This is a genomic window from Thioalkalivibrio paradoxus ARh 1, from assembly GCF_000227685.2.
In the GTDB taxonomy this organism is placed as follows: domain Bacteria; phylum Pseudomonadota; class Gammaproteobacteria; order Ectothiorhodospirales; family Ectothiorhodospiraceae; genus Thioalkalivibrio; species Thioalkalivibrio paradoxus.
On record NZ_CP007029.1, the window covers coordinates 3,042,687 to 3,056,651 of the forward strand.

General features: G+C 69.0%; 11 protein-coding genes. 2 read left to right on the forward strand and 9 right to left on the reverse strand.

Annotation, left to right across the window (positions count from 1 at the left end; all coding sequences use genetic code 11):
• Positions 1-211 precede the first annotated feature (211 nt).
• Positions 212-1,585, forward strand: coding sequence for a sigma-54-dependent transcriptional regulator (locus THITH_RS13575; RefSeq protein ID WP_006747275.1), 1,374 nt, complete (start codon positions 212-214; stop codon positions 1,583-1,585).
• Positions 1,586-1,620: 35 nt separating this feature from the next.
• On the opposite strand, the gene THITH_RS13580 is transcribed toward THITH_RS13575, so the two are convergent.
• The 9 genes from THITH_RS13580 to THITH_RS13620 all read right to left on the reverse strand — a co-directional run bounded on the left by THITH_RS13580 (position 1,621) and on the right by THITH_RS13620 (position 11,067).
• The gene (locus THITH_RS13580) at positions 1,621-2,211 is read right to left on the reverse strand and encodes a Maf family protein (RefSeq protein WP_006747274.1); all 591 of its coding nucleotides are present in this window, start codon (positions 2,209-2,211) and stop codon (positions 1,621-1,623) included.
• Complete coding sequence (gene rlmH, locus THITH_RS13585) at positions 2,208-2,678, reverse strand: 23S rRNA (pseudouridine(1915)-N(3))-methyltransferase RlmH (RefSeq protein WP_006747273.1); 471 nt, start codon at positions 2,676-2,678, stop codon at positions 2,208-2,210. The genes THITH_RS13580 and rlmH overlap by 4 nt, the downstream gene beginning before the upstream one ends.
• A gap of 31 nt (positions 2,679-2,709) precedes the next feature.
• Positions 2,710-3,096 (reverse strand): ribosome silencing factor, encoded by a 387-nt coding sequence (gene rsfS / locus THITH_RS13590; protein WP_006747272.1) that lies wholly within the window; start codon positions 3,094-3,096, stop codon positions 2,710-2,712.
• A gap of 15 nt (positions 3,097-3,111) precedes the next feature.
• Positions 3,112-3,756, reverse strand: coding sequence for a nicotinate-nucleotide adenylyltransferase (gene nadD, locus THITH_RS13595; protein ID WP_006747271.1), 645 nt, complete (start codon positions 3,754-3,756; stop codon positions 3,112-3,114).
• A 79-nt stretch (positions 3,757-3,835) separates the two neighbouring features.
• Complete coding sequence (locus tag THITH_RS13600) at positions 3,836-5,074, reverse strand: glutamate-5-semialdehyde dehydrogenase (RefSeq protein ID WP_232222309.1); 1,239 nt, start codon at positions 5,072-5,074, stop codon at positions 3,836-3,838.
• A 134-nt stretch (positions 5,075-5,208) separates the two neighbouring features.
• Complete coding sequence (gene holA / locus THITH_RS13605) at positions 5,209-6,219, reverse strand: DNA polymerase III subunit delta (protein ID WP_006747269.1); 1,011 nt, start codon at positions 6,217-6,219, stop codon at positions 5,209-5,211.
• A gap of 7 nt (positions 6,220-6,226) precedes the next feature.
• Positions 6,227-6,745: an LPS-assembly lipoprotein LptE gene (locus THITH_RS13610; RefSeq protein WP_006747268.1), complete on the reverse strand. Its 519-nt coding sequence runs from the start codon at positions 6,743-6,745 to the stop codon at positions 6,227-6,229.
• The gene (gene leuS / locus THITH_RS13615) at positions 6,742-9,333 is read right to left on the reverse strand and encodes a leucine--tRNA ligase (protein WP_006747267.1); all 2,592 of its coding nucleotides are present in this window, start codon (positions 9,331-9,333) and stop codon (positions 6,742-6,744) included. Before leuS ends, THITH_RS13610 begins: the two co-directional genes overlap by 4 nt.
• A gap of 87 nt (positions 9,334-9,420) precedes the next feature.
• A complete protein-coding gene (locus THITH_RS13620) occupies positions 9,421-11,067 on the reverse strand; it encodes a glycerol-3-phosphate dehydrogenase/oxidase (RefSeq protein ID WP_006747266.1) in 1,647 nt (548 codons plus the stop codon).
• A 351-nt stretch (positions 11,068-11,418) separates the two neighbouring features.
• On the opposite strand from THITH_RS13620, the gene THITH_RS13625 reads away from it, so the two are divergent.
• Complete coding sequence (locus THITH_RS13625) at positions 11,419-13,932, forward strand: glycogen/starch/alpha-glucan phosphorylase (protein ID WP_006747265.1); 2,514 nt, start codon at positions 11,419-11,421, stop codon at positions 13,930-13,932.
• Positions 13,933-13,965: the final 33 nt, after the last annotated feature.

The following is a 13,965-nucleotide window of genomic DNA, read 5'->3' on the forward strand; positions in this document are numbered from 1 at the left end:
ATCCTTTGCGGGAGACTCCGCAACAGACGACTTTGGCAGCTGTTGCCCGGTTCCGGCCCGGTCGGCCCGCACAGGTCGGGCTCTCACGCTGGGGACCCGGCCGGCTGCGGGGTTCTCTGGTGCCGGTTCCGGGCTCGCCTGCCCGGGCGAAGCTGGCGCCCGACGCCGTCGACCCGTTGATACCGAGCAGGCCCGTGCCCAAGGACGCCCGATGAGCATCAAGCATGTGCTGGTGGTGGATGACGAGCCCGATATCTGCGAACTGCTGGAGATCACGCTGCAGCGCATGGGCATCGAGACCACCACCACGACACGCATGACGCGGGCGGTCGAGCTGCTGGAAGGGCACCGGTTCGACCTCTGCCTGACCGACATGCGCATGCCCGACGGCGATGGCCTGGATCTGGTCCGGCGGATCCAGGATCGTTGCCCGGAACTGCCCGTCGCGATCATCACGGCGCATGGGAGCATCGACACCGCAGTGCAGGCACTGAAACTCGGGGCCTTCGACTTCGTCACCAAGCCGGTCGACCTGAACCTGCTGCGCAGGCTCATCGATAGCGCGCTGCGCCTGACCGAAAGCAGCGGGCCGGAGTTTGCCGCAGAATCGGGCTCACGCGCAGCGGGTGCGAGCCCGTTACTCGGGAATTCGCCCGCGATGGTTCAATTGCGTAACCGGGTGGCGCGCCTGGCCCGCAGCCAGGCACCGGTGATCATCGTCGGCGAATCCGGCTCCGGCAAGGAGCTGGTGGCCCGCGAGATCCACCGCCTGGGACCGCGGGCCGACGGGCCGTTCATCCCGGTCAACTGCGGCGCAATTCCGGCCGAGTTGATGGAGAGCGAGTTCTTCGGCCACCGGAAGGGCGCCTTCACCGGCGCGGTCCAGACCCGGGTCGGCCTGTTCCGTGAGGCGCACGGCGGCACCCTGCTGCTCGACGAGGTCGCCGAACTCCCGCTGCCGTTGCAGGTCAAGCTGCTGCGGGCCCTGCAGGAGCGGGCGATCAAGCCGGTCGGCGCATCCCGCGAGGAACCGGTCGACGTACGCATCCTGTCGGCGACCCACCGCGACCTTTCCGCGGATGTCGCGGAGGGGCGTTTCCGGCAGGATCTGTATTACCGGCTGAACGTGGTGGAACTGCGGGTTCCCCCGCTGCGCGAACGCTACGAGGATCTCGAGGAACTGACGCGGCACATTCTCGCGCGCATCGCCGGGCAGTGGGGTATCCCGAGCCTGTCGCTGTCCGACGATGCACTGGCCCGGCTCAGGCAGCACCCGTTTCCCGGCAACGTTCGCGAGTTGGAGAACATCCTCGAGCGCGCCGCGGTCATGGTCGACGGGCCGATCATCGGCTGCAACGCGCTCGATTTTCCGGACTGTTCCAGAGCGGGAACCGGACCGGGGGGCGACCCGGCCGCGATCGTGGAGGGCCGAGTGGCGCTGGACGATCACCTGGCCGAGCAGGAGCGCCGCGCACTGGAAGCCGCGCTGGCGCAGACCGCGGGCAACCGCACTGCAGCCGCCCGCGTGCTGGGCCTGAGCTTCCGACAGATGCGCTATCGGCTGAAGAAGCTGGGCATCGACTGAGTTCCCGCGAATCCCCGCGCGTTTCCGGATCCGGATCAGCCCGCCAGACGCCGCTGCGGCGGATCGGGAAGTTCGCACAGCAACCGGTCCAGCTCGTACAGCGGCAACCCCACGACATTGCTGTAGGAGCCGGCAAGGCAGCGGACGAACGCCGCGCCCCGGCCCTGGATCGCGTAGGCGCCCGCCTTGCCCAGCGGCTCGCCGGTCGCCAGATACGCGGCGATCTCCGCTTGCGCGATGTCGCGCATCCAGACGCGCGTCTTCACCCAGCCATCGCGCGTCGGCTCACCCAGGCGAGCCAGCGCCAGCCCGCTGTAGACGCTGTGGACTCGGCCGGAGAGGCGCGCGAGCATCCGGGCAGCCTCGTGTCTATCCGCGGGCTTGCCGAGAATCTCGCCGCCGACCGCGACGACCGTATCCGCCCCCAGAACCCAACGCCCCGGTACGGCCGCGGCGATCGCCTCGGCCTTGCCCCGCGCCAGGCGCAGCACCAACTGCGCCGGCGACTCGCCCGGCCGCGGCGTCTCGTCGATGTCGGCGGGCACCGGCGTGAACTCGACGCCGAGCTGCGCCAGCAGTTCGCTGCGGCGCGGCGACGCAGATGCGAGCACCAGCGGGCGACTCATCCGCGGTGGTAGGGATGGTGGGCAAGCACGGACCAGGCGCGGTAGAGCTGCTCCGCAACCAGAACCCGCACCAGCATATGCGGAAAGGTGAGCGGCGACAGCGACCAGATCCAGTCCGCGCGCTTGCGGATCGACGCGTCCAGACCCGCGGCACCGCCGATCAGCAGCGCCACGTCACGCCCCGACTGGCGCCACTGCTCGAACCGCGTCGCCAGACGCTGCGTGTCCACGCATTCGCCGCGCTCGTCCAACGCGACCAGGATGGCCTGCGACGGCACCGCCGCCAGCAACGCCTGCGCTTCGGCACGACGCAGCGTCGCCGTATCCATTGCCCGCGAGCGGGCCGGGCCGGGCAGCACCTGCAGTTGCAGCGAGGCATCGCGGGGCATCCGCGCCGCGTACTCGGCAAAACCCTCGGCAACCCACCCGGGCATGCGCTGGCCGATCGCAAGCAGCTGCAATCGCATCGCAGGTCCTCAGAACCCGAAAAAACCGCGCTCAGTGGCGGATACGCCGGATCACGTCGGGCCCAGGCCACTGCCCGGAGGCGTCGTCGCCCGCATCCTCCGCCAGCCAGAGCTTCTCCAGGTTGTAGAAATCCCGGACCTTCGGGAGCATCACGTGCACGATCACGTCGTTCAGATCGACCAGCACCCACTCCTGACCCTCCTGCCCCTCTATGCCCAGGGGCTGGACCCCGGCTTCCTTCGCCTTCACGGCGACCGAATCGGCAAGGGATTTCACGTGCCGGTTGGAGGTTCCGCTGGCAATGACCATGTAATCGGCCAGCGGCGTCTTGCCACGCACGTCGAGCACGCGGACCTGCTGCCCCTTCATGTCTTCCAGCGCGTGAGTTACGAGATCGACCAGCTGTTCACTTTGCATCGGCGGTTCCTGAGATCAACGGGGTTCGCTGGCAATGGCCCGATACAGGCCATGTTCGTCAATATAGGCATGGACATCATCCGGGAGCAGATAGCGTGGGCTCCGCCCGGCCTGCAGGGCGTTGCGAATCGCGGTGGCCGAGATATCGAGCTGGGTCACGGGCTGGAAGTGAATCCAGCCAGCGGGCCGGGTCCGCAACGGTTCCGGATCGGCGGCGACGCGCGCGATGCCACGGAAAGCGGCATCAGGCGGCGTGGTGGCGCCGGGGCGATGCGCCACCACCAGGTGCGCCAGCGCCGGCAGCTCCCGCCACCGGTGCCAGGTATGCAGCCCGGCAAACGCATCCATGCCCATGATCAGCACCAGCGGCGCCTCTGAACCGATTTCGGTCCGCAGGTCGTGCAGGGTTTCGACGGTGTAGGACGGACCGGGGCGATCCAGTTCCCGGCGGTCGACCCGGAAACCCGGCACGCCGGCCACCGCATGCTCGACCATCGCCAGACGATGCCGCGCCGGGGTTGCCGGCGCCGCACGGTGGGGCGGCACGTGACAGGGAATGAAACGCAGTTCCTGCAGCGCGAGCTGCTCGTGCACTTCCAGCGCCGGGCGCAGGTGCCCGAAGTGGATCGGGTCGAAGGTGCCGCCGAGAACACCGATCACGAGCTTCCCGCACCCCGGTCTCGAGCAGTCGCGACGCGGGCGGTCCGGATCGGGTCAGCAAGCGTCAACGCCGCCCCCTTCAGGTGCGCACATGACCATCGCCCAGCACCACGAACTTCTGCGTGGTCAGCCCCTCGAGCCCGACCGGGCCCCGGGCGTGCAGCTTGTCGGTACTGATTCCGATTTCGGCACCCAGGCCGTACTCGAAACCGTCGGCAAACCGCGTCGACGCGTTCACCATGACCGAGCTGGAATCCACTGCGCGCAAGAAACGCCGCGCGGCGCTCCAGTCCTCGGTGACGATGCTGTCGGTGTGCTGCGAACCGTAGGCGTTGATGTGGTCCATCGCGGCCTCGAGCGAATCGACCACCCGGATCGCCAGCACCGGAGCCAGGTACTCGGCGTACCAATCGTCCTCGGTTGCGGCGCCGATTCCCGGAAGCAGCGCGCGGGTGCTTTCGCAGCCGCGCAGTTCCACCCCGTGCTGTTCCAATGCCGCGGCGACGCGCGGCAGCAGTTCGCCGGCCCGGCTTGTGTGCACCAGCAGCGTTTCCATCGTGTTGCAGGTGCCGTAGCGCTGGGTCTTCGCGTTCACGGCCACCGCGAATGCCTTGTCGGCATCGGCACGGGCGTCGAGGTAGACGTGGCAGACGCCATCCAGGTGCTTGATCACCGGCACCCGCGACTCGCGGCTCACGCGCTCGATCAGCCCCTTGCCGCCGCGCGGCACGATCACGTCGACGTCGCGCTCCATTCGCAGCAGTTCGCCGACCGCCTCCCGGTCGGTCGTCGCGACGATCTGCACGGCATCGCGCGGCAGCCCCGCCGCGACCAGCCCGGCCTGGATGATGCCCGCGAGTGCCCGGTTCGAGTGGGCGGCCTCCGAGCCGCCGCGCAGAATCGTGGCATTGCCGGATTTCAGACACAGCACGGCGGCGTCGATGGTCACGTTGGGACGGGATTCGTAGATGATCCCGATCACGCCCAGCGGCACCCGCATCCGGCCCACCTGGATCCCGCTCGGGCGATACGCCAGGTCGGTGATCACGCCGACCGGGTCGGGGAGCGCCGCGACCTGGCGGCAACCCTCGGCCATGGCCTCGATGCGGGCATCGTTCAGCGTCAGGCGATCGAGCATCGCCTCGTCGAGTCCCCGCGCCCGGCCGGCGTCGAGGTCCACGCGGTTGGCCTCGGACAACTCCCGGCGCTGATCGAGGATCACCTCGGCGATCGCCGCCAACGCGGTGTTCTTATGCCCGGTTTCGGCCTCGGCCATTACCCGCGAAGCCGCACGCGCGCGCCGCCCGAGATCCGCCATGTAGCGGGGGATATCGGTGGGCACCTCGGTCGCCTGCAACCCTACAGCACTGCTCATCGCCACTCACTCTCCATTACCCGAACCCGGTGGACACACCCTGCCCCGGCGGACCTTGCCGCGCCGATTCCCGCGCGTCAGGCCGCTTGCAGCGGCCGGCCCGACAGCGCCGCCACCAAGTCTACCAACTGCCTGCCGACGTTGCCCGGTTCCCGCCCCTTGATCACCCGGTCGACGCTCGCCGCCTGCACCAACAGGCGCCGTGCGTCGGCCGGGGGCACACGGTCGACGGCCTTGCGCAGCGCGGCCGCATCGGTACCCCAGAAGCCCCGGGTGGCCTGGGCCGCCGGCTCCCCGGCGGCGCGCCGTTCGCAGGCGCGCGCCAGCGCCCGGATGTCGCGCGCCAATGCCCACAGAATCAACGGTTCGGGCTGCCCCTCGGCCAGCATGCCGCGCAGCATGCGCAGCGCCCGCGCGGCATCCCCGGACAGCGCGACCGACGGCAGTTCGAACAGATCGTACCGGGCCGAGTCGGCCAATCCCTGCCGCAACGTGTCCAGGTCGATCTCGGTGACTCCGGCCAGCTTGAGCTTGTCCACTTCCTGCCGGGCCGCCAGCAGGTTGCCCTCGACCCGCGCGGCGAGCAGCGCCAGCGCATCCGGCTCGATCCGGAGGCCCGCCCGCTCCAGCCGCCCGCGGATCCAGGCCCCGAGCCGATTCGGCGGCACCGGGCGCGCATGCACCGTCACCGCCGCGCGCTCCAGCGCCTTGAACCAGGCCGCCTTGCGCATGTCACGGTCCGGCCGCGGCAATTGCAGCAGCAGGATCAGGTCCGGCTCCGGCGCGCGGGCGTAGCGGGCCAGGTGCTCGGCGCCGATCCGGCCAGGCTTGCCGGAAGGAAGGCGCAGGTCGATCAGTCCGCGCTCGGCGAACAAGGACCGATCGCGCACCGCGGCTTCGAACGCGTTCCAGTCGCCACTTGCCCCCAGATCCAGCACCGTGCGCGCGCCGAACCCGGCGGCACGCGCGGCGGCCCGCACCGCGTCGGCGGCTTCCAGCGCCTGCAGCGGCTCCTCCGCCAGGATTGCGTAGACCGGCTTCAGGCCACGGGCCAGCGCCGGCTCGAGCTGTTCGGGATCGAGGGTCAAGCCGCTGTCACCGGGATTCCCCGGACGGCGTCTGCGCGAGCAGGGCCTGCACCCGCAACTGCAGCAGCCGGACGAGATCGCGGTTCATCGCCAGGCGCAGTTCCTCTTCGCGCTCGGACTGACCCAGTACCGATGCTGCATCGAACACATAGACCCGGCTGACCTCCAGCCGCCCCAGCGGCAGGCGTTCGGCAACGTCCGGCAGTGCCAACTCGGCTTCGAGCTGGCGCACCAGCTCGTACTCGCTGATGCGCGCAGCGCCTGTGACCGACAGCACGCGCCGGTCGTCGTGCAGCGACAACACCCGCAGCTCGGCTGCCCCGGCAGTCCCGGGCGGAAGCACTTCCACGCCGGCCGCACGCAGGCTTTGCGCCAGGTTCAGGTACAGCGGATCGCGCACGGCCAGGCCCTCGATCCGGATCGGATCGAGTCCATCGGGCCAGTCGGGCACGCCGCGCAGCTGGAATCCGCAGCCGGCAAGCACCAGCACCAGCAGGGCCACGCCCCAGATACGCGCGGCGTTCACGCGGGCTTCGCCACGAGGTTGACCAGGCGCCCCGGCACCACCACCACCTTCACCACGGCAAGCCCCTCGAGATGCCGCTGCACGTTGGCATCGGCGCGAGCGGCCTGCTCGATCGCCTCGCGCGGGGCGTCCGCGGGCACCTGGATCTGTGCCCTCAGCTTACCGTTCACCTGCACCGCGAGGGTGATCTCCGCAACCGTCAATGCCTCGGGGTCGACCGCCGGCCAGGCGGCGTCCGCGATCAGCCCGTGGTGGCCCATGGACTCCCAGAGCGCCTGGCTGATGTGGGGCACGATCGGCGCCAGCATCAGCACCAGATCGGTCAGGCACTCGCGCCGCAGCGGATTGGCCTCGGGTTCGTCCGCGGGCAGGCGGGAGAGTTCGTTCAGCAACTCCATGCACGCCGCGATCGCAGTGTTGAAGGTCTGGCGGCGCCCGATGTCGTCGGTGACCTTGGCGATGGTCTCGTGCAGCTTGCGCCGCAGCGCGCGCCCGGTGTCGCCGAGCCGGGCGGTATCCGGGCGCATCGGCGTCGCCTGCGTGCAACGGCACTCGAACACCTGGCGCCAGAGCCGCTTCAGGAAACGGTGCGCACCTTCGACCCCGGAGTCGGACCATTCCAGCGACAGATCCGGCGGCGCCGCGAACATCGTGAACAGGCGTGCGGTATCCGCGCCGTAGCGATCGATCAGCGCCTGCGGGTCGACGCCGTTGTTCTTCGACTTGGACATCTTCTCCATGCCGCCGATCTGCACCCGCTCGCCGGTCGCGCGAATCTGCGCCTCGCCAGCGCCCTCCGCGCCGCGAGCGACCTCGACGTCGGCCGGGTTGATCCAGTCGCGGCTGCCGTCCGGCCGTTCCCGGTAGAAGGTCGGGGCAATCACCATGCCCTGTGTCAGCAGCCGGGTGAAGGGTTCGTCACTCGACAGCAGGCCCTCGTCGCGCAGCAGCTTGTGGAAGAAGCGCGCGTACAGCAGGTGCAGCACCGCGTGCTCGACCCCGCCGACATACTGGTGCACCGGCAGCCAGTAGTCGGCGCGGGCATCGAGCATCGCTTCGTGGTTGTCCGCGGAGCAGTAGCGGGCGTAGTACCACGAAGACTCGAAGAAGGTGTCGAAGGTGTCGGTCTCGCGCCGGGCGGCCCGGCCGCACTTCGGGCAGGTCGTCTCGTGGAACGACGCCATCTTCGCCAGCGGCGAACCGGCACCGTCGGGCACCACGTCCTCCGGCAGCCGGACGGGGAGATCGGCTTCGGGCACCGGCACCACGCCGCAGTCGTCGCAGTGGATCACCGGGATCGGACAGCCCCAGTAGCGCTGGCGCGAGATGCCCCAGTCGCGCAGCCGGTAGTTGCGCCGCCGCCGCCCGAGGCTGCGTGCCTCCAGCGACTCGGCGATCGCGCTGAACGCCTGCTCGAAGTCCAGCCCGCTGAACTCGCCCGAGTCGACCAGGCGGCCGTGATCGGTGAACGCGGCTGCGTCGAAGTCCCAGCGGCTGCCATCCAGCGGCTCGATCACCGGCCGGATCGGCAGGCCGTACTGTTGCGCGAACGCGTGGTCGCGCTCGTCGTGCGCCGGCACCGCCATCACCGCGCCGGTGCCGTATTCCATCAGCACGAAGTTCGCGACCCATACCGGCACCTCCTCGCCACTCAGCGGGTGGCGCGCGGTGATGCCGAGCGCGCGGCCGCGCTTCTCCATCGTCGCGAGATCGGCCTCGGCGACGCCGCGGTTGCGGCAGTCCTCGACGAAGGCCGCCAGCTCCGGGTCGTCGCCGAGCCGGGCCGTGACCAGCGGGTGTTCGGGTGCCAGTGCGACATAGCTGACCCCCATCAGCGTATCCGGACGCGTGGTATAGACGGTCAGTCGCTGATCGCCGGCGACGGTAAAATCCAGCTCGACGCCCTCGGAACGGCCGATCCAGTTGCGCTGCATTGCGCGCACCTGGTCCGGCCAGCCGTCGAGCCCGTCGAGTGCGTCCAGAAGCTCATCGGCGTAGTCGGTGATGCGCAGGAACCACTGCGGCATCTCGCGCCGCTCGACCACCGCGCCCGAACGCCAGCCGCGCCCGTCGATCACCTGCTCGTTCGCCAGCACGGTCTGGTCCACCGGATCCCAGTTCACGGTCGCGAGCTTGCGGTAGACCAGCCCCTTCTCGAACAGGCGCAGGAACAGCCATTGCTCCCAGCGGTAGTACTCCGGGTCGCAGGTCGCGATCTCACGGCTCCAGTCGTAGGCGAAACCGAGGCGCTTGAGCTGCGCGCGCATCTGGTCGATGTTCTGCCGCGTCCAGGCGGCGGGCGCGACACGGTTCTGGATCGCGGCGTTCTCCGCCGGCAGACCGAACGCGTCCCAGCCCATCGGCTGCAGCACGTTGCGCCCCTGCATGCGCTGAAAGCGCGCGATCACGTCGCCGATGGTGTAGTTGCGCACATGCCCCATGTGCAGCTTCCCCGACGGGTAGGGGAACATCGACAGGCAATAGAACGGCTCGCGCCGGTCGTCCTCGCGCGCGTCGAAGCAGCGGCTCTCCGCCCAACGGTGCTGGACGGCGGCCTCGATCGCGGCGGGCTCGTAGCTTTCCTGCATCGGGGGCGTATCCTGGTAGGGGAAAAGTGCCAGAATACCAGCGCCGCGCGGGAGCCACCAAGCCGCCCCGGTCGCGTCCCAGCGGCGTCAGCGCGCCCCCGCGTCCGGCTGCGACGGCCCGGCGGCAGATTGCGCGAAAAGCTGCTCGAACCGCCGCTGCGCCTGGTCACCGAACAGGATCCGGCAGGCCTCGATCAGACCGGGTGCGTCGCGCAGCGCCTGCTGCCCGAGGATCTGGGCGATCCGCGAGCGCCGGCGCAGGAAGTCGTCCAGGCGCACGACCATCTCGCGCTCGCGGGCGAGCTCCAGCTCGCAGCGCAGATACTCGGTTCCCTCGATCACGATCTCGGCTGCGCGCGCATCGGCGCGGATCATCGCCAGCAGTTCCATCGCGTCGCGGTCATAGCGCCGCCAAAGCCGCTGGGACAGCGGTTCCGGTGCGCCGCTCGGCGTGTAGCGATCCAGCTCCAGCGCCCGGGCCGCATCGAAGAAGGCGTCGCGGGCCGCCGCGTCCGGCTCGCCATACCAGCGCCGGGCGCGCGCGGGCAGCTCGATTCCCAGCTCCCGCACCCGATCCGCGACCTCCTCGGCCACATTCAGGCAATCGGTCAGTTTGCCGCCGAACAGGCTCAGATGCGCCCGTTCGCGATCGACCTCGATCACATGCCGGCGCGAGAGCTGCAGCCAGTCGCCGGGCGCCAGCGTGGCGTTGCCGCGCACCGCCAGTGGGCGCACCCCGCAGCGTTCGGCGATCACGTCGGCCGGCGCCAGCGGGCGCGCCAGCTTCAGACGGCGATTGACGTTGTCCAGCAGGAACCGGCGGTCGGCGTCGGTCACCCGCGTGTCCGGGTCTTGCACCGGGGTGTCGGTGGTTCCGACGCAGCTGCGGTTGCCCATCGGGATCACGAAGAACAGCCGGCCGTCGTCGGCGAAGAACGTCAGGATCCTGCCGCTGGCGCTCAGCTGCGGCAGGATCAGGTGCACGCCCTTCGAGAACACGTGGCGGTGCTCGGTCCGCACCCCGGTCAACGCGTTGTGCGCGTCCACCAGCGGTCCGCCGGCGTTGATCAGCACCCGCGCCCGGATCTCCCGTTCCGCTCCAGTCTCGACGTCGCGCGCCCGCAGCGTCCATACGCCCCGGTCGCGCCGGGCCCCGAGCGACTCGACGTAGTTGGCGGCCGCACAGCCGTCGCGCAACGCAGCACGCACGAACTGAAACACGAAGCGGGCATCGTGGTCGCACAGAAACGCGTCCGAGTATTCGAACCCGCCGGCCGCATCGGCGATGTCGATTCGGGGTTCGACGCGCGCGATCGCGCGCCGCGACAGACGCCGCGGAACACGCGTGAAGCCGCTGCCGAACAGCCAGTAGACCCAAGTGCCCAGCCAGAGCAGGCGGGGATCCCAGCGAAAGCCCCGGTCGATCGTGGCCAGGAACCGGATCTCCCGAACCCACGACGGGTAGTGCCGCAGCAGCCGATTGCGGCTCAGACAGAGTTCGCGCACCAGCGCGAATTCGCGCGACTCGAGGTACTTGATCCCGCCCCAGACCAGATTCGACGACGCCTGGCTGGTCATGCCGGCGAAGTCGCCGCGGTCGATCAGGGCGACACGCGCGCCCTGCCCGGCCAGTGCCGCGGCCGATACCGCGCCGTTGATCCCGCCGCCGACGATCAGTACGTCGTACAGACCCTCGCCGAGGCGGGCCAGCTGCCGTTCACGCTGGTCGGACACTGGCCGGCGGCCCCCTCAGGAAATCGGGCCGCGTACGACAGAACCACGTGGCGCGGTCCGCACCCCGGCCCACCACGCAGCTCCACGTATCACGACCGGTATCGGGAAAAGCGTATCGATCGGCATGTCGTACCTCCGTCCATCCCACGGCAACCGGCCGTGCACGCGGGCAGGATGCCACGGACGCCGTACCCGCGGGTATCGCGACCCGGCGCCACCGCCAGCCTCCGCCGCGATCCATGTCCGGCCGAACCCGGCACACCCGTCATCCGGTTCGGCGCACCGGGCTGGCAAGGACTATCGTGTCCGGGCAGGATACCCTCTGGCACAGCTCGGAAGGAGCGCGCACCGATGCACGGATCCAGCGACGAACGTACCCGAACCGGGATGAGCCCGGAGTCTCTGAAACGCGCCTTCGTCGACAGCATGTTCTACGTGCAAGCACGCTACTGGGAGGTCGCGACGCCGCACGACCTGTACATGGCCGCGGCGTACACGGTGCGCGACCGCATGCTGGAGCGCTGGATCCGCACCGCGGAAACCTACCGGAAGGCAGACGCACGCACGGTCTGCTACCTGTCCGCGGAATACCTGCTCGGCCCACAGCTCGGAAACAATCTGATCAACCTGGGAATCGTCGACAGTGCCCGCCAGGGCGCGCGGGATCTGGGAATCGACCTGCAGGAGATTCTGGACCAGGAGCCCGAACCGGGGCTCGGCAACGGTGGCCTCGGGCGGCTGGCCGCGTGCTATCTGGACTCGCTCGCGACGCTGTCGATCCCCGCGATCGGCTACGGCATCCGCTACGAGCACGGAATCTTTGACCAGAAGATCGTCGACGGCTGGCAGGTCGAGGACTGCGATCTGTGGCTGACCAACGGCAATCCCTGGGAGATCCCGCGCCCGCTGCTGCGCTACCCGGTGCGCTTCGGAGGGCACACGGAGCCCTACACCGACGAACACGGTCGGTTCCGGGTGCGCTGGGTACCGGAGCTGGACCTCTACGGGATGGCCTACGACACGCCGGTCCTGGGCTTTGGCAATGACAACACCAACCTGCTGCGGCTCTGGCACGCGACCGCGGGCCGGTCGTTCGACCTGCAGGCCTTCCACAAAGGCGACTACTACGGCGCGGTGAACGCGAAAGTCGGGGCCGAGAACATCACCAAGGTGCTGTACCCGAACGACGAGCCGGAGGTAGGCAAGGAACTGCGCCTGAAGCAGCAGTATTTCTTTGTATCGTGCTCGCTGCAGGACATGGTGCGCGTGCATCTGCAGCACGCGCCGAACCTGGAGGGCTTCCACGAGCGATTCGCAGCGCAACTCAACGACACCCACCCGTCGATCGCAGTGGCCGAGTTGATGCGGCTGTGCCTGGACGAGCACGGCATGGACTGGGAGCGCGCCTGGGAGATCACCCGCCGGACCTTCGCCTACACCAACCACACGCTGTTACCCGAAGCGCTGGAGACCTGGCCGGTGGAGTTGTTCGGACGGCTGCTCCCGCGCCATCTGGAGATCATCTACGAGATCAATGCCCGCTTCCTCGACGAACTGCGCATGCGCTACCCGTTCGACCCGGAGCGCGTCGCGCGCATGTCGCTGATCGAGGAGGGTCCGGTGCGCCGGGTGCGGATGGCCCACCTTGCGACCGTCGGCAGCTTTGCCGTGAACGGGGTCGCCGCAATCCACTCGGAACTCGTGAAGTCCACCGTGCTCCGGGATTTCCATGAACTGTGGCCGGAAAAATTCCACAACATCACCAACGGGGTCACGCCACGCCGGTTCATCCAGCTGAGCAACCCGGATCTGTGCGGCATCATCACCGATCTGGCCGGTCCTGGATGGGCGCGCGACGCCGAAAACCTGCGCACGCTCGAACCACACGCGGACGATGCAGCGTTCCAGCAGCGCTGGCAGGCAATGAAACGCGCTGCCAAGGAACGCCTGGCCGCGCGGATCCGGGAGGCCACCGGCGCGGTCGTCGACCCGCAGTCGCTGTTCGACATCCAGGTCAAGCGCATCCACGAATACAAGCGCCAGCACCTGAACCTGCTGCATATCGTGGCCCTGTACCACCGCATCAAGCAGGGCACCGACTCGGACCCGACCCCACGCACCTTCGTATTCGGAGGCAAGGCAGCCCCCGGGTATTTCATGGCCAAGCTGATCATCAAGCTGATCCACTCGGTCGCCGAAGTGATCAACCGCGACCCCGAGGTCAACCAGCGGCTGCGCGTCGTGTTCGTGCCGAACTTCAACGTGAAGAACGCCGAGTGCATCTACCCGGCCGCGGATCTGTCGGAGCAGATCTCCACCGCCGGCAAGGAAGCCTCCGGGACCGGCAACATGAAATTCTCGATGAACGGCGCGCTGACCATCGGCACGCTCGACGGGGCCAACGTGGAGATTCGCGACGCGGTCGGCCACGAGAACTTCTTCCTGTTCGGGCTGACCGTCGCGGAGGTCGAGCGCACGCTCGCCGAGGGGTATCGCCCGTGGGAGTACTACCGCAGCCACGACGAGCTGCGCGAGGTGATCGACCTGCTGCGCTCGGGTCTGTTCTCGCACGGCGACCCCGACCTGTTCCGCCCGCTGACCGACAGCCTGCTGCAGCACGACCCCTACCTGCTATTGGCCGACTACCCGGCCTATGTCGAGGCCCAGGCGCGCGCCGGCGATGCCTTCCGGGATCCAGCGGGCTGGACGCGAATGTCGATCCTGAACGCCGCGCGCACCGGCTTTTTCTCGTCGGACCGGGCGATCCGCGAATACTGCCGGAACATCTGGCAGGTCGAGCCGATGCCGGTATCGCTGGCGGCCGGTAACGGATCCGTGCCTGCCGCGAGAGCGGATCCTGCCTGATGGGCAGGGCTCTGCCCATCGCCCTGCGCTGTT